We start from the raw sequence: 20486 nt of genomic DNA, 5'->3' as shown, positions 1-20486 counted from the left end.
AAAATAGGAGGAGAAGGTTTTCATGCAACGGGTAGCATTTCTTGGACTTGGCGGTATGGGCACAGCCATGGCTCGCAATCTGAACAAAGCTGGTTTTCCACTTGTCGTCTACAATCGCACACCTGCAAAGGCCGAGGCCCTGGTCGCTGAAGGGATACAGCGAGCTGAGACACCACGCGAAGCCGTCAGAGAAGCCGAGGTGATTATCAGCATGGTCGGCAATGATCAGGCCTCCCAGCAGATCTGGCTCGGCAATGATGGTGCTTTGGCCGGTGCTCAGCACGGAGCCGTCCTGATCGAATGCAGTACGCTCTCATTAGCATGGGTGCGCGAGCTTGCCGAACTGGCAGCCACACATGATCTGGCATTTCTTGATGCTCCGGTCACAGGAAGCAAACCAGCTGCGGAAGCCAGACAGATCGGCCTGTTCGTGGGGGGAGACATGGCAGCCATGCAACAGGTTCAGCCGGCCCTCGCGGCAATGAGTCAGTTTCAGAGCTATATGGGCGTAAGCGGTGCGGGAACAAAAATGAAGCTGGTTATCAACCTGATCATCGGGCTACATGCGGAGGCCTTGGCGGAAGGATTGAATCTGGCTGAGCAAGCTGGGCTTGACATGGAGCAGGTTATGCCTCTCCTGGCAAACGGAGGAGTAGGCAGTCCTGTCGTCAAAATGAAGGTTGGGCCTATGATTCAGCGGCAATACCAGCCTCTCTTTGCTCTACGCTGGCTCCACAAAGACCTGACCTACGCCCTGCGTTTCGCTGACGAGTTGAATCTCCCCATGCCCGCGCTCGCAACAGCGCGCGAAGTCTATCGTCTGGCAGGCAATCTGGGGCTGGATGAGGCCGACTTCTCCGCGGTGATCGAAGTGCTCCGTCAATCCCGCATGAATATTGACAGACCCTGAGCAAAAAATACGAGAGTGTTGCAACACTACCTTCGTTAAAGTACCAGAACATAAGCGAGAAACATAATGCCGTGGGTCGAGAGCAGCGATATATTCGTTGACACATTCATTGTCTCACAAAATGGAGGTCTCGTTTTATGAGGATGGAGTTTTCTTTTATTCTTCTCAGGAGGTCTACCGTATGCTTCAGTTAACAGTGCTCTATGGACAACCAAAAGATCCAGCCACATTTGATCGTTATCATGAAGAACTGCATACAGTGCTTGACATGGAGCGCGCTCCATGTTTTATCCTGAACATATGGAGAAGACATACACCATCAGCGGCGTTGCCGGATGCACAGGGGTCAGCATCGACACGCTGCGCTACTACGAGCGTATCGGGCTAATTCACGAGGTGGATCGGCTCTCAAACACGCATCGGCGCTACACAGAGTCTGACATCCAGTGGATCCAGTTTCTTCTCAGGCTGCGTGCCACAGGCATGTCTATTCAACAGATGCTAGCATATGCCCGCTTACAGCGCCTGGGCGAAGCAACACTGCGCGAGCGCATCGCTATGCTCAAAACACATCATGATCTGGTTCAAGCTCACATTCAGCACATGCAAGAATACCTCGTGGTCCTCGATGACAAAATCACCACGTATGAAAGCACTTTGCTGGCTCGTGAAGCTGAGAAAGGAGAGGAGGCAGCGCCTTAAAGGAGAGCGTGCCGCTCCTTACCAGCCAGGCCAGCAAGATCTGTTGTTGGTTGCAGGGGAGTATTATCTTTTTTCGAGCTTCCCCAGAATGATTTTGACCTGACACACATCCAGGTCTAGCTACGTTTTGCTCAAAATAGGCGCTTTGCCCAATTTTTGTGTTAGATGAGTAAAATAGTTCTATGAGCAAAAGGAGAAACTGTTTATGCGTCTGGGATTACAGGTACCTCGCTTTACCTGGCCCAACGGGCAGGGTCAGCTTGGTGAAACCTTTGGACTGATCGCTGAACGCGCTGAACGCGCTGGTTTTTACAGTCTGTGGGTGATGGATCACTTCTTTCAGATTGGCGGCATAGGGCCAGCGGAACACGAAATGTTAGAAGGCTGGAGTGCCCTGGCTTATGCTGCCGGTCGCACCAATCGCATCAAATTGGGAACGTTGGTGACCGGTATCACCTATCGCCATCCCGGTATCTTGGTGAAGACGGCGACCACGCTAGATGTGCTCTCGCACGGACGTGCCTATTTGGGCATTGGTGCTGCCAACAATGAGGAGGAGCATCGTGGTCTGGGCGTGCCTTTCCCGTCTCTCACAGAACGTTTCGATCGCCTGGAGGAGACACTGCAGATCGCCCATCAGATGTGGGCGGGCGACGAGAGGCCGTACCAGGGAAAACACTATCAACTGAGCAGGCCGCTCAATAGTCCACAGCCTATTCAGAAACCTCATCCACCCATTATGGTTGGTGGTAGTGGTGAGCGCAAGACGCTCCAACTCGTCGCCCGCTACGCCGATGCCTGCAACCTCTTCACGCTTGGCGATAACGAGGCACTGCGGCACAAACTGAATGTCCTGCGCGAGCACTGCCAGGCCGTGGGGCGCTCCTATGAACAGATCGAGAAAACGGCTTATAGCCTGCTGCTGCTTCATATCACCCCTGATGGCCGCGACCATTCGTCGACCCCGGCGGCTGTCGTAGACCATTGCACGGAACTGGCGGCCCTAGGGATTGACCAGATCATCTTGAGCCTCAGAGATGTCCACGAAGCAGAACCTTTTGAGTTGTTTGAGCACGAGATCATTCCAGTGGTTGAGAAAATCCCTGTGGCTGGTCGTTAGGGCGCAGCAACGACAAAGGCCAGATGAGGTTCGGCTAGCAGTTTGTCGGAGAGAAGTGTATTGTCAACTTGCGGAAAAGCCGATAAATATGGCATGCTCATGAGTATGAAAAAGAACATCCCAGATTCTCTCTACAAAGGATATCGTTTCCCGCCAGAAATTATTGGCTACAGTGTCTGGCTGTATTTTCGCTTCTCGCTCAGTTTCCGTGATGTGGAAGAGATCATGGCAGAGCGTGGCGTCGTGCTGACCTATGAAACGATTCGGCAATGGTGTCTCAAATTCGGTCAGAGGTACGCCAATGAGATAAAGTGTCGTCGTCCTCACACGGGAGATACGTGGCACCTTGATGAGGTTTTCTTGAAAATTAATGGGAAACAACACTATCTTTGGCGCGCCGTTGATCAGTATGGGAATGTGCTTGATATTCTGGTGCAGAGTCGACGCAACAAGCGTGCAGCAAAAAAGTTCTTCCGCAAATTGTTGAAGGGGTTGCAGTACGTGCCGCGAGTGATTGTTACTGACCAACTCGCAAGCTATGCCGCCGCCAAGAAAGAGATCCTATCCAGTGTCGGGCATCGACAGCACAAAGGCTTGAATAATCGTGCTGAGAACTCGCATCGCCCACGCGACAACGAGAGCGAGTCATGCGTCGTTTCAAATCACCTGGTCATGCTCAGCGCTTCCTTTCTGCCTTTGGCCCGATCCTGGATCATTTTCGACCAAAGCGACACCATTTGACAGCCTCAGAATATCGCGCCCTCATGCAGAAGCGATTTCAGGTATGGAGCGAGGTGATTGGAATGAAAAGAGCTGCCTAACTCCACACCATTCTCCTCCAATCTTGGTCCCTTTCCTTCTGCTTCTTCTTCTTTTCAGAAAAACTCTTCTATTCTTCCTTAAGTTGACAATACTCACACCGCTGCCTCCGCCCGCGCGAGCATGGCAAGCTTGCTGTTGGGCTGGGCCTTGCAGGAAGAGGAGGCGGTACAAGCGCGGCTCTGCTTGCAAGAGGCGGGGCATCTGACCGAAGGCCTGGAGGCCCTACACCCGGCTTGCCTGCTTATCCAGTCAGGCAAGCCCACTCCCATCAGCGAATGGCTCCTGGCTGTGCTTTGCCTCGATCAGATCCGAGGGAGCGTGGCGGTAGTGTTGCAAAAAATTGTAAGCTCATTAAAATAATGTATATTTGAGAATCTTCTGTTGATAAAACGCGTAAAAAGAGTACTCTTTTTCTTCGGTAATATCTCTTCCTGCTGTTATTGCAGTCATCATTTTGATAAGCTTACAATTTTTTGCAACACTACCCCTTTTCTGACACCTTGCATCTGTCCTTTGCGGAGCATATTCATCAGTTCATACCCTTGTAATGTTCTGTTCGCTGTCTCAAATGAAAAGAAGCCCATCCCCGGCTTCGTCAGCCGTTTGATGAAACGGTGATCTTGCTCGATCAGATTGTTGAGATACTTCACTTGCCGGAGTTGTGAACTCCGGGGAAGGAGTTCTTCGGCCTTGAGTTCGTTGAATACTTTGGGGTACGCCGCATTTTTGTCCACGTTGATGACACGCGGTTCTGTGGTATAAGAGGCGGCAAGGGTTTTGAGCAAGAAATGTTTTGCAGTGTGTGCGTCCCTGGTAGAACTCAAGAAGAAATCAAGCGTCTTTCCCCCCGAATCAACAGCCCGATACAAATACACCCACTCTTTTTTGACTTTGATGTACGTTTCATCAACACGCCAAGAATCTGTTGTGAGCTTCAAATGAGGACGACAGCATCGATCAAGCTCTGGGGCATAACACTGGACCCAACGATAGATCGTTGTATGATCGACCTGCAACCTTCGTTCGAGCATGATCTCTTCGAGATCGCGGTAGCTGAGCGAATAGCGTAAATACCAACGGACACACAGGAGAATGATGTCAGCCTGAAAACGACGCCATTTGAACGGGTGTTGCTCTCTCATATCTGATCCTCTTTGGCTCGTTTCTCTTCACTCTAGCAGATCAGTTTATTTCTTGCAACACAACCGGTATCCGGAGCAGGGCTTTCCAGTTCTCCGCTCAAAGGGGTGCAGGGGTCTCCCTGCCGGGGCCTGGGGCGTCCCCAGTTTCCTTCCCTCCTTCGCGCGCCGCCTGCGGCGGCGCGCAAAAGAGAAGAAAAAAGGTTTTTGCGGGGACACCCCGCACCCCGGCAAAGGGCTGCCGCCCTCTGCACTCCCGCTAGATGGGAGAATTGGAAATCCCTGGTATCCGGAGCTGCCCAGTTTCGGAACCCAGAAGACGACTTGCCGCGTGATTTTGACCAGCATTGGGTCTTTGCCGTTTGTATATGTGCATCCAGATCAGGACATTCTTGATAAGAAACCGCACTCGATCGCAACCGCGACGGCTGATGCACGAGAGTCAACGTTCAATTTCGTATAGATATTGGTCAAGTAGGCGCGCACGGTCCGTTCCGTGATGCCCAGTTGGGCAGCAATCTCTTTGCTGCGTTCTCCACGGGCCACTCCCTCTAGCACTTGCTTTTCACGCCTGGTGAGTTCCATATAGCTCGGAAGGGGCTGTGCGCGAGAAGGAGATGCGGTTCCGGGGGCAGGCATAGTATGTGCGAGAAGGCGAGCCATGATCTCTGGTTGGATGAGCACTTCTCCACGCGCTGCCGCACGAATAGCGTTGATAAGCGCGTCTAGCGTGATATTTTTGAGCAAGTAGCCACAGGCTCCAGCTTGCAGGCCGCGCAACATCAATTCATCCTCGTCATAGGTTGTTAGAAGCAACACGGCTATAGATGGCCAGCAGGTGCGAATGCGCTTGAGAGCAGCAATGCCATCCAGACCCGGCATGCGAATATCCATCACAACCACATCAGGCTGTCTCTGTTCCACCAGAGCCACAGCGCTCGTCCCGTCAGCGGCATCTCCTACCAGTTCAATGCCTTCGCTCCGTACCTCTTCGAGCATCAGACGCAGTCCTTTGCGGACCATTAGATGATCATCTGCGATGACAATGCGAATGGGTTGAGCCATACTTCCTCCTCGCTCTTCTGTGGCAGTGTGCAATGGAGTGGTATACTCAGGCGCAGTGTGGTTCCTACCCCATCAGCACTGATCAACTCCAGGTGTCCTCCGATGAGGCTGGCGCGTTCTCTCATTCCGATCAGGCCATAATACCCATCTCTCGTATTCAGCGTTTCTGGATCGAAGCCGATGCCATCGTCGCGCACCTCGACGGTCAATATCTCGTGGTTACAGGTTGCCTGCATCCAAACAGTTTCGGCGCAGGCGTGGCGCGCCACATTGGTCAGCCCTTCGCAGATGGCTCGCAAGACATGTTCGCAGCAAGGAGCAGGCGTATTGGCAAGGGCTATAATGGTCGCGTGGCAGGGGATATCTGTTGCGGCTGTAAAGCGGCTGATCTCTTCCTGCACGATTTCAACGAGATCATCTGGTCGGATATGGCCGGTACGTAGATTGCCAATAGCACAGCGCGCATCGGCCAGAGCGTCGCCAGCAGCCTCAATCACTTGCTCCAGCAGTTCCTGTGCCTGTGCAACTTTCTGGCGTTGTAATTGTGTGCGCACAACCTCCAATTGCATCACCAGCCCCGTGACACCCTGAATAAAGGTATCATGTAGGTCACGGGCAATGCGTTGACGTTCATTTATCACGGTCAGTTCTTCGGCTCGCAAGGCATAGGCGGACAACTGAGCATGTGCGGTGTCAAGCTGGTGCAAAAGGGCCAATGTGTGCTCATGCGCTTGTTGAGCCTGCTGCACATAAAAGAGCAGGATCAGAAGGAAAAATAGACCAAGAAAGCCGACACCTGGCGCGTATCCTCCTCCCCAGATATCGCTCCAATCGCGAGGGGGTCCGCCCATTTGCATGAAGAGATAGGTAGAGAGCAGAAAGCTCCCTAAAAATATGAGCATGCTGCGTATCTGTTTGAGCATCACCGTAGCGGCGATAAAGAGCAAAGGCGAGAGAACCAGCGGCATGATTGCCAGGCGTGTCATCTGGGTCAACGCCAGGATAAGTACAGCCTGAACACATAATGAAAACCATTGCATTGCTCTGCCTGTCTCCCTGGAAAAACCGAACCAATAGATGCCAAGATGGATGAGGATGGTGAGAGTCACCAGGATATGAAGGATCACTGGAGCGGAAGTAAAGTTCCAACTCCAAATATTCCAGTAGATAATAACGCTCCCAAGCCAGAACACACAGAACCAGCTCAGTAAACGGATATGACGCTTCATATTCTCTCCCTTGTTCTTCAGAGTGTGTTTTTCCCCTTGATATAGGGCGGTGCATGGTTGGTTGAAGACTGACTACATTATACCGTTTCTTTCCCCCCACTTTCTATGAGCATTGAGCCACTGTCGTTTCCACCAGTGGCGCGGCCTATATTCTGGCAGTGTCTGAAAAGACGTAGCGCATTACCTGATCGAACTTCGATACTAGTATCGAGAAGAGGAAACGCAGCCAGAAAAGTAATGAGGAGAAACGTATGGATTTACTTAAAAGTATCATCAAACGCCTGGTTGTTGCCAGTGTTTCTATGTATACGGTAGCGAAATTCCGTCTGTTGCGAGGCCAACGGGTCCAATTTGGACCGGGTTTTATCTCGAATGGCCGGTTACAAATCAAAGGGCCGGGACGGGTGATTTTTGGAACCTCGGTTAATGCCTGGGCGCATAAGGAGCCGAATGTGCTGATTACCTATAGTTCCGATGCGGTTATTCAGATTGGCGACAATACTCGCCTCAATGGTGCCGGGCTGATGGCGGCATCGGGCATCACGATTGGGCGTGATTGCATGCTGGGTTCAGTAGTGATGTTAGATACCGATTTTCATAGCATTGAGCCAGACCGCCGCAAGAACTCTTGCGTGAGGGAGCGTAGCGCTCCTATTACCGTTAGCAACAATGTCTGGTTGGCGGGCCAGGCTGCTGTGTTGAAAGGGGTCACGATTGGCGAGAACTCTGTCGTTGGCTTTCGCGGCGTCGTGACCCGAGAAGTTCCTCCTAACGTGGTTGTAACAGGAAATCCAGCACAAGTAGTCAAGCAGTTAACCGTGTAAAAAAAGAAGCGCAGGGATGTAAATTTGGCATTATTCTGGTGAGCAGATATTCTTAAAGAAGATCAAGTAGTTGGTTCCTTGTATGTAAGACCCTGGTCATCACCTCTGCTACAACCAGGCAGCAATCAGGCTTAGGGCTATTGAGAACACAGTACCAACCAGAGTGCTGCCTGCGGTGATGGCTCACTATTCCCTTTGTTTAGTTAGTAGGTAGGTTTAACTCTAACAGAGTTGATCGGAGTTAAGTCAACCGCTCCATAAGAATTGATAGAAAAACCAAGATCACACACCGTACCGTTCCAGTCAGTGCAGAGATCAAATCCGGCATTACTATACTGGTTGTTGAAGATTTCGTGGGTGCCGTACTGGTTCGAAAGCTGATAGACACCGTAATAGTAGTATTTCAGCGAGGGTTTATCACCGTTCCAGCCTGCGTTCTGCGGGTAGATGCAAACATAGCCCGATGGACAACCATGAATCGTGCCCGCTGGAGCTGCATGAGCCGTTGGCGCAGAAACTCCCCCCGCAAAAACCAGGCTCACTGCAAGAAGGAGTGCCACCAAAGCAAATCGATACCTTTGCTTCAGCAACAGCTTGAAAGACGCTATTGACTGCTTCATAACTCTTCCTTTCTTTTTTAAGTAATGAAAATCCTTTGCATCATAGCTATTGCAGCACTGAAACACCAGGACATAAAGCGGTCAGTTAGCGGTCAATTTATAGAGACATAGTTTCAAAGCCCGTATTACCTCTTTTAGCCTATATTACGCTCTCTTTTAAGAGTGGACCGAAGAAAGCAGCTTGACAAGATCACAGATAAGAAAAGAGGATGTTTCTGGTGGAAACATCCTCTCAGCAATTTTTGTGCTCCTCACTCAACCCCCGCCAAACTATCCACACATTGGCGACTCCACGATTTATTTTGCTGCCAACCGATGGAGCAACTTGCCGTATGCCAGAGGCCCGCGTCGGAAACTACTCAGGCGGAAAAACTCATTCGGCGCGTGGATCTGCTCATCATTCAGGCCAAAGGCAAAACCCACCGTATATGCGCCAAGATGCGTAAGAAATAGCTCACAAACAGGAATGCTTCCACCCACACGCACTTGATACGGCTCTTTCCCATACAACTCCTCAAGCACCGCCGCTGCCGCCTGATTCCCCCAGTGATCGGCTGGAATCAGATAGGGTCGCGCCGTACCAGGAAGTGCGCGTACCGTCACTTGTACCCCGGTAGGCGTGTGTTTTTCAACATGCCTGGCAATCAAATCAACAATCGTAGCCGGATCTTGATTCACGACCAACCGACACGTAATCTTCGCATGTGCCTCCGCTGGCAAAACAGTCTTCACACCTTCGCCCTGAAAACCACCCCAGATTCCGTTAATCTCCAACGTCGGACGCGCCCCGAGATGCTCCTGGGGCGTATATCCCGGCTCTGCCAATAGCGCTGACACACCGATCTGCTCCCGATATTCCCGTTCGTCAAATGGAATAGCAGCAATAGCCACTCGATCCGCCTCCGAAAGCGGCACTACCGCATCATAAAACCCCTCTACCAAAATTTTGCCCTCAGCGCTACGCATCGAAGCAAGAATGGCCGTCAGTACATGTATTGGATTGGGCACAGCACCACCATACATACCAGAATGCAAATCACCCTTCGCCCCACGTACATCAATCTGTACCCCGGTCAACCCTTTGGCCGCTAACATCAGCGACGGCTGATCCTCACTATATTGTCCCCCATCGGAACTGACCACCAGATCACACGCCAGCAGATCACGATGCTGCTCAATAAAGGCTGGCAACTGCGGGCTGCCTATCTCTTCCTGCCCCTCGAAAAAGAACTTCACATTGACAGGCAAAGCTCCCTCCGTCTTGAGCAACGCCTCAATACCCAGAATCGGCGTGAACATATTCCCCTTATCATCTGACGCGCCACGAGCATACACGCGATCCTCAATAATCGTTGGCTCAAAAGGGGGATGTGTCCATAACGCTAACGGATCTACTGGTTGCGTATCAAAGTGACCATAAATCAAGATCGTTGGCTTCTCAGCAGCATGAAGCCACTCCCCATACACCACCGGATGCCCGCCTGTCTCCAGAATCCGCACACCTTCCAGGCCCGCAGCCGTCAGGCGACCCGCTACCCATTGAGCCGCTCGTTGCACATCAGCAGCATGCGCAGGCAGCGATGAAATACTAGGAATGCTAAGAAATTGCAGCAACTCGTTCTGATGCTGAGACTGATGCTCTACGAGGTACGTTTCCCATGTCATAAGTGTGCATTCTACCTTTCATCTTGAGAGATATCTCTGCACATATAGCACCCGCAGAGATATCTCTACAGAATATCCACCTCCACTTAGCACTGGGTATGGAGATGGATACAACTCTTCTCGCAGAGTTTCAGCATACCCCCTGACGCACTGTGTCTGCAAGGAGGTATGGCCCACAAACAGGGCTTTCCAATTCTCCCATCTAGCAGGAGTGCAGAGGGCGGCAGCCCTTTGCCGGGGTGCGGGGTGTCCCCGCAAAAACCTTTTTTCTTCTCTTTTGCGCGCCGCCTGCGGCGGCGCGCGAAGGAGGGAAGGAAACTGGGGACGCCCCAGGCCCCGGCAGGGAGACCCCTGCACCCCTTTGAGCGGAGAACTGGAAAGCCCTGGGCCCACAAAAGGTATCATTCACGACCAGCAACATGATCATCCAGTGCTATCCCTGCTCAAGAAGCCTGCTCTATCTCATCCGCATGCTCCAGATAGGTCTCTTTAATCTCTCTGGAACCAAACGGCCAGATATGCTCCACACGCGCCCAGATCAGGAATGCCACTATGCCAATGACAAGCCATCCTAACGAAAGCAAGATCGGCTGCCAACCAGAAGCATAATAGACATACACCCAACCAATCAATGCAATCAGGCTCGGCAGCGGATACAGCCACATGCGATACGGTCGCCTCAATTCTGGTTGCCTCAGACGCAACACAGTCAGCGCTACAATCTGCCCAACCCCTTGAATGAGCACGATCACCGCAATCAACATATTGATGACCGTAGAAAGATCGAAAAAGGAACCAATTGCCGTGATTACTCCCATCACAAGCAACGCTCTATGTGGAATACGAAGGCGCGGATGCAATGTTCCAAACTGCCTCAGAAATACGCCATCACGGGCCGCATTATAAGGAACACGCGATCCACCAAGCAGTCCTGCAAAGACCGAAGCAAATGCAGTGATGATAATCAACACCGTTACCACACTCGACACACCCTTCCCCCACACCTGCTCTAGCACCAATGACGCAATCGACGGCGACTTCGCGACCTCCTGCCAGGGCACAACGCCCAACACCCCGATGTTGAGAGCCAGATACAGCACCATGATACCTAGCACCGAAATGATAATCGACCAGGGAATCACACGCCCCGGCGTTCGGATCTCATCCCCCATATATGCCGTCGTGTTGTAACCCAGATAATCATAAACTCCAATGATCAATCCCGCGCCCAACCCGACAAAAAAATGGCCATCGAGCGTAAATGCGTTCGCCGGATAAGCAAACGCCAGATCTGGATGAAAGTGGGTCAGCGCTGCAACTATCACGATCCCAATCGACAGCAACATAATCACAAACAGAATATTCGTCAGCAGACCAACAGACTCAATACGCCTGTAGAGCGCAAAGATAACAATTGCAACGATCAGTAGCGACACAAGATGTATCTGCCACCAGTTCATATTCGGCCACAAATACCCCATATACTGGACCAGCCCGATCACTCCCGTTGACATAATCAAAGGAATGGAAAGAATAGCCGTCCAGATAAATAAAAATGGCATCAGCCGCCCCGTGCGATACTGATACGCTTCGCGCAGATAGATATACGTCCCTCCTGCCCCCGGCATCGCTGCCCCCAACTCCGACCAGACCAGCCCATCAGCCAGAGCAAGAATTGCCCCCGCAATCCAACCTATAATCGCTTGCGGCCCACCAAACGCCGCCACCATCAGTGGAATCGTAATAAACGGCCCGATGCCACACATCTGCGTCATGTTGATTGCTATCGCGGTAGGCAACTTAATACTGCGCACAAATCCATTTGTTGCCTGCTCTACACCGCTTTCTGCTGGCATCTTCTCAGGTTGCCCATTGATGCTTGAAGAGCTCATAAAAACCTCCTCACTAATAGGGTTGATAGGAGACATGACTTGCATAAAGGGTCTATAATTAGTTAGTATAGTTTCCTAACTTCGCTTTGTCAACCGTATGACAAGACATATTTCACGCGCAAACTGTAGGCGGTATGCCCCTTCATCATCTGGGTACGATAGTTTACAATGATGGCGCAAAAGGGAGCGGACAAATTATAAAGGAGTTATGTCGATGCCCATGACCAATGGCAGTCTTTCTCACATCTCTCAGCCAGGAACTCCATCACTGCTACGTGCTATCAACGAACGATCCTTGCTGGAATACCTGCGCACTCATGGCCCAACTTCACGCGCTCAACTCGCACGCGCCTCTGGACTCTCTAAGCCAACGGTCTCGCAAGCGCTGGCAAGTCTTGAACAGGCCCAACTCGTAAAAGCTGTTGGTCAATCAGCATCGAGTAAAGGAGGGCGAGTGGCTATATTATATGAACCCAATCCAGAAGCGGGCTACGTTCTAGGTATCGATGTTGGCCGTAGCTGGGTACACGCCGCCGTCGCCAACCTTGCAGGCCACATTCTTGCCCGTGCAGACCAGCAAAACCACGCCCAAAATGCCTCAAGCCTCGTGGCCTTCATTAGCCAGCTCGCCCATGATCTGGTTATGAACGCAGGTTTATCGTGGTCTCAGGTCGTTCATGCCGTCATCGGCACCCCTGGTGTCCTCGATGCACAGAGCAAACGCGTACTTTTCTCCGCAAATCTTCCCGAATGGGGAAAGCAAGGGCTGCTAGCAGAGTTACAGGCTGCTTTTCATCTCGATCTCTCGGTAGAGAATGATGCCAACCTTGCGGCCCTCGGTGAGCGTTCATTCGGCTGGGGAACCGACGCCAGCACATTTGTCTCTCTTACCGTTGGTACTGGCATTGGTATGGGTATTGTCATCAACGGAGTTCTCTACCGAGGCGCTCATGGAGCCGCAGGAGAGATCGGTTTTCTCCCCTTCGGACTCAATGAGGCCGAGGAGCAAGGCGCGGTACTCAGCGAAAATTATCTCGGCATGTTTGAAGAGGCAACTTCAGCAGAAGGCATTGCTCGTCTGGCACGCAAACACAGCTTGCCCTCTTCGCTTTCTGTTAAACAGATCTTTGACGCAGCCGAGCAAGGCGATCCACAGGCTCTAGCTGTCATCGAACAGGAAGGATATCACCTGGCACAGGCTGTCGCGACCATCGCCGCCGTCCTTGATCCAGAACTGGTCGTCATTGGTGGAGGCATCGGACAACGCATTGAGCTGCTACGAGCGCCATTAGAACGCCGATTACAACAACTCACACCCCTGCGGCCTCGCATCGTCGCGACAAAGCTAGGTGCTGATAGCGTTTTGCTTGGTGCCATCGCAACCGCGCTAGAAACCGCCCACAATCTCGTCTTTCAACACTATTTCAACGGCCTATCATAAAAGAGCTGCTGTCCTTCAGCAGCTCACTCGCTAAGTCGATGATGTTTCCCATCTTTTATACAATATCTCCATATGTTTCGCTAAAAGTTGCCTGGTCTCAGTTTGATAGCGTTGGAGTTGCTCAAAGGTATAAGGGTATCCCTCGCTTATATATTTGCTGGCTCTTTCAGACCAGGGTTCATCCGCCCGACGTAAATAGTCAAGCGTGGCGGCGATTCCCGCACCCACCAACAATTGATCGTTCAAACCACACATGGTATCAAAACTTGTCGTTTTTGCCTCCCATAACAGTTGCACATCTTCAACTTCTGCCAGCACAAAGAGCATAAAAGCACATACTTTTATGCTCTCACTAAAACCGTAGTTATAGCGGTGATATACGATTTCTTGCTCTAAAAGCATCCGTAGAAAGGCTCGATCTGCCAAAGAAAACGATCCAAACAAGAGAGAAAGCACCAGCATGCGAAATTTCGCGTGCTGATCACCTTCCTCTGTCGGGGTATACATAATCATATCCCGCAAATACTCAGGGGGAAGAGAGGGTTGGTAGCTACGTACCTCGTCAACATAAAGCTCTGCAAACTCCTTGAGCCTGGGAAGAGAATAATCGTCATCCATAGAGCAACGATACCTCCCGAACCTGATTATTGTTTCCCTTCTGGTGGAAAGACAAGCACGCGCTCTGGCTCAACAACAAGCACTACACGCTCCTCTGGCCGCCCTGTCTCTTCGGGAGTAGCGTCTCGATTGTTGTACTTCTGCGAGGCCGCATTGATAAAACGAAAATCGGGATCTTCATCCACGCGTACAACACGGCCTCGAATCTCAAGGGCACGATAGGGATTGGCAATATCAGCAAGGGCAACTGCAACACGGGAATCACGCAACACATTGCGATACTTCTGCCGTTTCTTATTAAACGCGAACAGGAGATACGTTCCGTCCCAGAGAAACCAGACAGCACTTACCTGTGGCTCTCCCTTTGGCCCAAGCGTCGCTAGATAGCCCAGCGCGCGAGATTGTAAGATATCAAGATGGGATGCTGGAATATTCGCCATAATTCAATAACTACCTTTCTCTTTTTCTCATTTGAGAAAAGTATATCCCTCTTACATCATGAATGCAAATCATTTCTTACATAACTTTATGAATATCTCACATATACATTTAAGACTTTAGAAAAATACTGTCAGTTTGTCAACCATTTCTTTGCGCCATACGAGAGAGGTCAGTCTGACGATACCTCGTCGTATAATGCTGAGATGGGTGAGCACTCAAATTGGGCAAAAAACTGACATACTCTCTCCAAAAAGTCAAACGAGGGTCGCTCCTGTCCTCTTTCAGCAGTACATTCTCTTTGTCAGCAGAGCACGAACGAGATAGTAACACAAGGAGAAAGATCAGATGAGTATTTACCCATTTACTATCGCCATTCAAGAGACCGACCTGGATGACTTGCGCGAGCGTATCGCTCACACGCGCTGGCCCACCCAATTGCCCGGCCTCGGCTGGAGTAGAGGCGTTCCGCTCGACTACCTCAAGGATCTGGCCTCCTACTGGCAAACCTCTTACGACTGGCGCAAGCACGAGGACAGACTCAATGAGATCCCACAGTTTGTGACCCAGATTGATGGTCAGACCATCCACTTCCTGCATGTGCGCTCCCCCGAACCCGATGCCCTGCCGCTGATCCTCACCCACGGCTGGCCAAGTTCGCCCGTCGAGTTCTTGAAGCTGATTGGCCCGCTGACGGATCCACGTACCCACGGAGGCAATCCGAGCGACGCCTTTCATGTGGTGATCCCATCGCTACCCGGCTACGGTTTCTCCACACCCATGCATGAGGTAGGCTGGGGGAACCTGTTCCGCGTCGCTCAGGCTTGGGGGGAACTGATGAGCTTCCTGGGATATGAGCGCTACGCCGCTCATGGCACCGACGCAGGCTCGGGTGTCGCGCTCATCCTGGGCATGATCGACGCCGAGCGCGTCGTCGGCGTGCATATTACCGGAACAGGAGCAGCCTACCCGTTCGGGCCACCGCTCTATCTGACGGGTTTATCCGAGGCTGATCGGAAACGCGGTGAGCGCTTCAACCGGATGCAAGTTGACGGAATCGGTTACTTATGGATGCAGTCTACTCGCCCGCAGACCCTCGCCTACTTGCTTAATGATACCCCTGTCGGGCAACTTGCCTGGATTGTCGAGAGGTTCCAGGCAGGAATCGGCCCTGGAGCGTCACTGCCCGAGGAGGCCATCGATCTTGATCAGTTGCTCACCAACGTCAGCATCTTCTGGTTCACCGGAGCAGGCGCATCCTCGGCCAATGCGATGTATGAGGGGATGCAAGCATATCGTGCGATAGAGAGCACGTCCAAGGCTGCATCGGACAGCAAGTCTGAAGGGATCACTGCGGCACCGACCGGCGTTGCAGTCTTCGCCTCCGATACGACCATCCGCTCTATCTTCGATCCGGGCAATCGCATTGCGCACTGGTCGCAGTTTGATCGCGGCGGCCACTTCCCAGCGATGGAGGTGCCTGATCTCCTCGTCGGCGACATTCAAGCGTTTTTCAGGAAGCACCACTAACGTCTCTGGGGGAAGGTATCAGACTGGGAGGATGACACGCGCGAATGTGTAAAAGGCCAGCTCTGTGTTCTGATATTCGATGAAGCAAATCGTCCAATTTACCTCCATGCCAGACATGTGGTAAATGCCACTTGGTACGGCATTTACCAGCATGCACATACTTACAGCTACACCCATTATTTGGTTCCTCTGTATATGATGAATTTGGAGATAAGGGATTTCCTGCCTTCTGAGAAGAACATCTTATCTACTTAGTTTCTGGAAAAATACTTCTCGTGAACCTACCTAAAAAGAAAGGACATCAGAAATGCCTGATTACCTATCTACCAGATGCCATTGCAGCATGAAAGGGGGAAGGTATCACGCCTTTTCTATCTATCAGCAACAGAGGTCTTCACTATGCCTACTCTGAAACACAGTCAACAGGTCCAGCAACGTCTGGCGGGAAAACATGTTGCTCTTGAGGCCTTTCCTGTTCAATTGCCTCCTACCACCTTCAGAGATTTCAAACTCCTGCACCACTCCTTCGAGCAAACATGCGATACCAATCCCACCGCCACAGCTGTCATCTGTGAATCGTCTCATGTCACCTATCTGGAACTTGACCAGCGAGCCAACCGTCTTGCCCATTGGCTCATTGCACACGGATGCGGTGAAAATCGCCCGGTTGGAATCTTGCTAGAGCGGTCTCTCGATACGTATGTTGCTTTGCTCGGCGTACTCAAAGCTGGTGCCGCCTTCGTTCCTCTCGACCCGTCGTTTCCCGCTGATCGGGTCACATTCATTGCAGAGGATGCCGAGCTACAATTTCTGTTAACAACCTCAACATTGAGCAAGCGCATGAACGTTGCTCCTTGCCCACTGCTCGAACTCGATCAAGCGGTAGAAGAACTTGCGGGTCAAGCTGAAATGCGGCCCCTGATCGATATCGCTCCTACCTCTTTGTGCTACGTTATCTATACATCAGGCACGACAGGACGACCGAAGGGTGTTGCTATCTCACATGCCAATATCACCAACTTCCTCAGTGTAGTAACACCCATTTACGCTATCAGGCCGGATGATCGGGTATATCAGGGTATGACGATTGCCTTCGACTTCTCCTTGGAGGAGATCTGGCCTACCTGGATCGTTGGGGCAACATTGATCGCGGGACCGACCGACTCCCGGCGTCTTGGCTCAGAGCTGACTTCGTTTCTCATTGAGAACAATATCACCGCCCTCTACTGCGTACCAACGCTGCTTGCCACGATTGATCGCGATGTCCCTTCTCTTCGTTCACTTTTTGTCGGTGGTGAAGCCTGTCCCGCCGATCTGGTCCGTCGCTGGTCCAGCTCACAGCGCCGCATGCTCAACACTTATGGTCCCACCGAGACCACAGTGACCGCTACCTGGTGCGAGTTGATACCTGATCACCCTGTCACGATTGGCACCCCGCTGCCAACCTACTGTGTCTATATTCTCGATGAACATCTTCGCCCTCTCAATGATGGCGACAGCGGCGAAATCTGTATCGGCGGCCCTGGCGTTGCCATCGGCTATCTCCATCGTCCCGATCTCACCACAGATCGCTTTGTTTCCAATCCCATCCGAAGCGATCACACAATAGCGCCGCGCCTCTATCGTACAGGAGATCTTGGCCGCTTCACTCCGTCAGGAGAAATTGAGTACCTGGGACGCATCGATACGCAGGTGAAGATTCGCGGCTATCGTATCGAACTGGGCGAGATCGAAGAGGTACTTCGCGAAGATCACGCGGTAGAAAACGCGGTGATCAATCCTCTTAAAATACAGGGGAGCGTTCAGGATCTCGTCGCGTACATCACGCTGCGTGAGCAACTCAGCGAAGAGGAGATCAGCGCTTTACGCGAACAACTTCACGCCTCGCTACAACTCCGTCTCCCTTCCTACATGCTCCCATCATTTATAGAAATACTCGACTCATTCCCTTTGCTGGCCGCTGGTAAAGTAGACCGTTCCAGATTGCCAGCACCCGTCTCTGCGCGCCTTGGCACTTGCTCTACTCCCTATATCCCTCCCGCAACGCAGTTGGAGAGCAAACTCGCTACCGTGTGGGGGCAGTTTCTTGGACGTGAACATATCTCCGTTGATGACGACTTTTTTAGCAATCTGGGAGGACACTCACTCGCTGCCGCACTCGTTATTTCACGGCTTCGTCAGGAGGACAGGCTGCAAGGGTTGAGCATTGGTGATCTGTACGCGCATCCAACAATCCGTCAGCTCGCAGAGTTTATTAGCGCCAACGCCCCTTCGGATACCGACAAAGCGCCAGTACAAACAGCCAGGCCAGCGCCGCAACAGCACTCGAATCAGCGCGTCTGGGGTTGTGGCATTCTACAACTCCTCTCCCTCTATGCAGGACTGCTGCTGCTCAATCTTCCATCGCTCAGCTTACATTGGGCAATGGATCATCCCTGGATGCTCGCCAGACTCGCTTTTATCCAGGGCATCTGGCTGGCCATTATCAGCTTTTTTCTGCCGGCCGTGGCTGGTCGCATACTGATGGGCGGCGTGCAAGCAGGAACTTATCCACTCTGGGGGCTGACCTATGTACGCGTCTGGCTCTATCGGAGAATCCTTCTCTTTTCACCCCTTGCTCTACTGGCTGGATCACCATTGCTCCCTCTCTATCTCCGCTTACTGGGAGCTCGCATCGATCACCATTGCCACATGGCCTCCGCGAAAATCAGCCTGCCCATGTTGATCGAGATTGGCGAAGACACGAGCATCGGGTATGGAGTGCAGCTACATCCTTTCAGCGTAGAGGGAGGTAGGCTACGGCTGGCTCCTATTCGGATTGGTCGCGCTGCCTTTCTGGGAACCAACTGCGTCGTGCAGGCAGGCGCGCAGATCGGCGATCAAGCAATCCTTGCAGAACAATCCCTCGTTCCTCAAAACCACGTCATCCCAGCACACGAGTACTGGGGAGGATCTCCATGTCAACGCTTGAAAGACATTCCATCGCTCTTCACCGATCTCGCCGACAAAACTGATCAACGCCGCTGGCCGTTCCTGGTATTGGCGGGCTTTGTAGCGGGAACACTGCTCTTGCTCCTGCTTCCCTGGCTGATGATCGCTCCAGGCGTTTGCCTGGTTGACATCGTCATCAATCGCGTTGGCCTGCTCTGGGGTATGGCCAGTACACTGATAACCGGACCGCTTTTTGTGTTGGTTGTCTGCCTACTTGTATTTGTCGGAAAGCGTCTCAGTATGCCCACCGCACATGCCGGCCTTTACCCTGTACGCAGCTGGTTCGGGCTCCGCAAGTGGTTCAGCGACCAACTCATGACAATGAGCCTCGGCCTCACCAACACGCTGTACGCGACGCTCTACCTTATTCCCTTTCTGCGGCTCCTCGGCGCACGTGTTGGCAAGTGGTCTGAGATTTCGACCGTCACTTACGTCGATCCTAATCTGCTCAGACTTGGCCAGGAAAGCTTCGTTGCTGATATGGCGGTGATTGGTGCCGCCGCCTTCTATCGCGGCTGGATCGTACTCGCGCCCACAGAGGTTGGCAATCGCAGCTTCGTGGGTAACGGGGCGCTCATCCCTTTTTCCAGTCGGCTTGGTGACAACAGCCTGATCGGGGTCTACTCTGTGCCTCCTACCAGAGAAGTCGATCCCAGAACCTCGTGGCTCGGTTCTCCGGCAATCTTCCTGCCGCGACGACAGGAAAGCCTGCACTTCGAGGAGACCGTCACTTATCGCCCACACAAGAGCCTGATCGCCTGGCGTCTGTTGATCGAGTTTTTCCGTATTACCTTTCCAGCAACCTTGCTCATGTTTATCGTGCTGAGCGAAATGACGACACTGCTTCACCTTGCCACCATGCTTCCATCATGGGAGTTGCTCAGCATCATGCCGCTGCTCTATGCAGGCATCGGCGCGACAGCAACGCTTGTGATTGCCCTGCTGAAATGGATACTCATCGGTCGCTATCGCCCCCGTATGGAGCCGCTCTGGAGCCTCTTTGTACGTCGAAGTGAGTTGATTACAGGGCTATATGAAGGAGTTGCCGTCCCCTGCCTGATCAGCTTCTTCACAGGAACTCCCTGGATCGCTCCTCTGTTGAGGCTCTTTGGGGCAAAGATTGGTCGGCGCGTCTGGCTCGACACCACCTACCTGACTGAATTCGACCTGGTAGAAGTGGGAGACGATGCCGCAATCGGTGAAATAACCTCTTTACAAACTCACCTGTTCGAGGACCGGGTGATGAAGATGTCGTTCGTCAAAATCGGTGCCTCCAGTTCCATCGGCCCCCGTTCTGTCGTCTTGTATGATGCAGAAGTAGGTATCGGGGCTTCCCTCGATGCACTATCGTTGGTCATGAAAGGAGAAAGCCTCCCGCCGGAAAGTCACTGGCAAGGCATTCCTGCACGCGCTCTCTAGAGCCAACTATGTCACGCTGCTGGCGGAATTTGAGCCAGCAGCGTGACATGCATTGCCTGAC

General features: G+C 52.2%; 16 protein-coding genes and 1 pseudogene. 9 read left to right on the top strand and 8 right to left on the bottom strand.

Annotation, left to right across the window (positions count from 1 at the left end; genetic code table 11):
• Window positions 1-22: 22 nt before the first annotated feature.
• The 5 genes and pseudogenes from K3T83_RS55365 (at window position 23) to K3T83_RS55345 (ending at window position 3914) form a co-directional block, all read left to right on the top strand.
• On the top strand, window positions 23-910 hold the full coding sequence (locus K3T83_RS55365; protein WP_220211685.1) for an NAD(P)-dependent oxidoreductase: 888 nt from the start codon (window positions 23-25) through the stop codon (window positions 908-910).
• Window positions 911-1192: 282 nt separating this feature from the next.
• A complete protein-coding gene (locus K3T83_RS55360) occupies window positions 1193-1612 on the top strand; it encodes a MerR family transcriptional regulator (RefSeq protein WP_220211684.1) in 420 nt (139 codons plus the stop codon).
• A gap of 205 nt (window positions 1613-1817) precedes the next feature.
• Complete coding sequence (locus tag K3T83_RS55355) at window positions 1818-2732, top strand: LLM class F420-dependent oxidoreductase (RefSeq protein WP_220211683.1); 915 nt, start codon at window positions 1818-1820, stop codon at window positions 2730-2732.
• A 105-nt stretch (window positions 2733-2837) separates the two neighbouring features.
• Window positions 2838-3553, top strand: a pseudogene (locus K3T83_RS55350) (IS6 family transposase).
• A 130-nt stretch (window positions 3554-3683) separates the two neighbouring features.
• A complete protein-coding gene (locus K3T83_RS55345) occupies window positions 3684-3914 on the top strand; it encodes a hypothetical protein (protein ID WP_220211682.1) in 231 nt (76 codons plus the stop codon).
• Between the two features lie 89 nt (window positions 3915-4003).
• On the opposite strand, the gene K3T83_RS55340 is transcribed toward K3T83_RS55345, so the two are convergent.
• The 3 genes from K3T83_RS55340 to K3T83_RS55330 all read right to left on the bottom strand — a co-directional run bounded on the left by K3T83_RS55340 (window position 4004) and on the right by K3T83_RS55330 (window position 6987).
• Window positions 4004-4696, bottom strand: a complete 693-nt coding sequence (locus tag K3T83_RS55340) for an IS6 family transposase (protein ID WP_220211681.1) — start codon at window positions 4694-4696, stop codon at window positions 4004-4006.
• A 378-nt stretch (window positions 4697-5074) separates the two neighbouring features.
• On the bottom strand, window positions 5075-5758 hold the full coding sequence (locus K3T83_RS55335) for a response regulator transcription factor (protein ID WP_220211680.1): 684 nt from the start codon (window positions 5756-5758) through the stop codon (window positions 5075-5077).
• Complete coding sequence (locus tag K3T83_RS55330) at window positions 5716-6987, bottom strand: sensor histidine kinase (protein ID WP_220211679.1); 1272 nt, start codon at window positions 6985-6987, stop codon at window positions 5716-5718. The genes K3T83_RS55335 and K3T83_RS55330 overlap by 43 nt, the downstream gene beginning before the upstream one ends.
• 251 nt (window positions 6988-7238) lie before the next feature.
• Between K3T83_RS55330 and K3T83_RS55325 the strand changes: the two genes are divergently transcribed.
• On the top strand, window positions 7239-7811 hold the full coding sequence (locus K3T83_RS55325; protein WP_220211678.1) for an LbetaH domain-containing protein: 573 nt from the start codon (window positions 7239-7241) through the stop codon (window positions 7809-7811).
• A 203-nt stretch (window positions 7812-8014) separates the two neighbouring features.
• Here K3T83_RS55325 and K3T83_RS55320 read toward each other — a convergent pair whose 3' ends face one another.
• The 3 genes from K3T83_RS55320 to K3T83_RS55310 all read right to left on the bottom strand — a co-directional run bounded on the left by K3T83_RS55320 (window position 8015) and on the right by K3T83_RS55310 (window position 11988).
• The gene (locus K3T83_RS55320; protein WP_220211677.1) at window positions 8015-8431 is read right to left on the bottom strand and encodes a hypothetical protein; all 417 of its coding nucleotides are present in this window, start codon (window positions 8429-8431) and stop codon (window positions 8015-8017) included.
• Window positions 8432-8728: 297 nt separating this feature from the next.
• The gene (locus tag K3T83_RS55315) at window positions 8729-10096 is read right to left on the bottom strand and encodes a dipeptidase (protein ID WP_220211676.1); all 1368 of its coding nucleotides are present in this window, start codon (window positions 10094-10096) and stop codon (window positions 8729-8731) included.
• A gap of 443 nt (window positions 10097-10539) precedes the next feature.
• Complete coding sequence (locus tag K3T83_RS55310; protein WP_220211675.1) at window positions 10540-11988, bottom strand: APC family permease; 1449 nt, start codon at window positions 11986-11988, stop codon at window positions 10540-10542.
• A 214-nt stretch (window positions 11989-12202) separates the two neighbouring features.
• Between K3T83_RS55310 and K3T83_RS55305 the strand changes: the two genes are divergently transcribed.
• A complete protein-coding gene (locus K3T83_RS55305) occupies window positions 12203-13429 on the top strand; it encodes an ROK family transcriptional regulator (protein WP_236065364.1) in 1227 nt (408 codons plus the stop codon).
• A 30-nt stretch (window positions 13430-13459) separates the two neighbouring features.
• Here the strand turns inward: K3T83_RS55305 and K3T83_RS55300 are convergent, their stop codons facing one another.
• Together K3T83_RS55300 and K3T83_RS55295 are read right to left on the bottom strand one after the other, a co-directional pair.
• Entirely contained in the window at window positions 13460-14047 is a 588-nt protein-coding gene (locus K3T83_RS55300) for a hypothetical protein (RefSeq protein ID WP_220211674.1), read from the bottom strand.
• Between the two features lie 26 nt (window positions 14048-14073).
• The gene (locus tag K3T83_RS55295) at window positions 14074-14487 is read right to left on the bottom strand and encodes a PPOX class F420-dependent oxidoreductase (RefSeq protein WP_220211673.1); all 414 of its coding nucleotides are present in this window, start codon (window positions 14485-14487) and stop codon (window positions 14074-14076) included.
• Between the two features lie 346 nt (window positions 14488-14833).
• Here K3T83_RS55295 and K3T83_RS55290 point away from each other — a divergent pair, with 346 nt between their 5' ends.
• Window positions 14834-16015, top strand: coding sequence for an epoxide hydrolase family protein (locus K3T83_RS55290; protein ID WP_220211672.1), 1182 nt, complete (start codon window positions 14834-14836; stop codon window positions 16013-16015).
• 399 nt (window positions 16016-16414) lie between these two features.
• Window positions 16415-20425, top strand: a complete 4011-nt coding sequence (locus tag K3T83_RS55285; protein WP_220211671.1) for a Pls/PosA family non-ribosomal peptide synthetase — start codon at window positions 16415-16417, stop codon at window positions 20423-20425.
• The last annotated feature ends 61 nt before the right edge of the window (window positions 20426-20486 follow it).

Source organism: Reticulibacter mediterranei (assembly GCF_016587455.1).
This window is presented reverse-complemented; position numbering and strand designations above follow the sequence as displayed.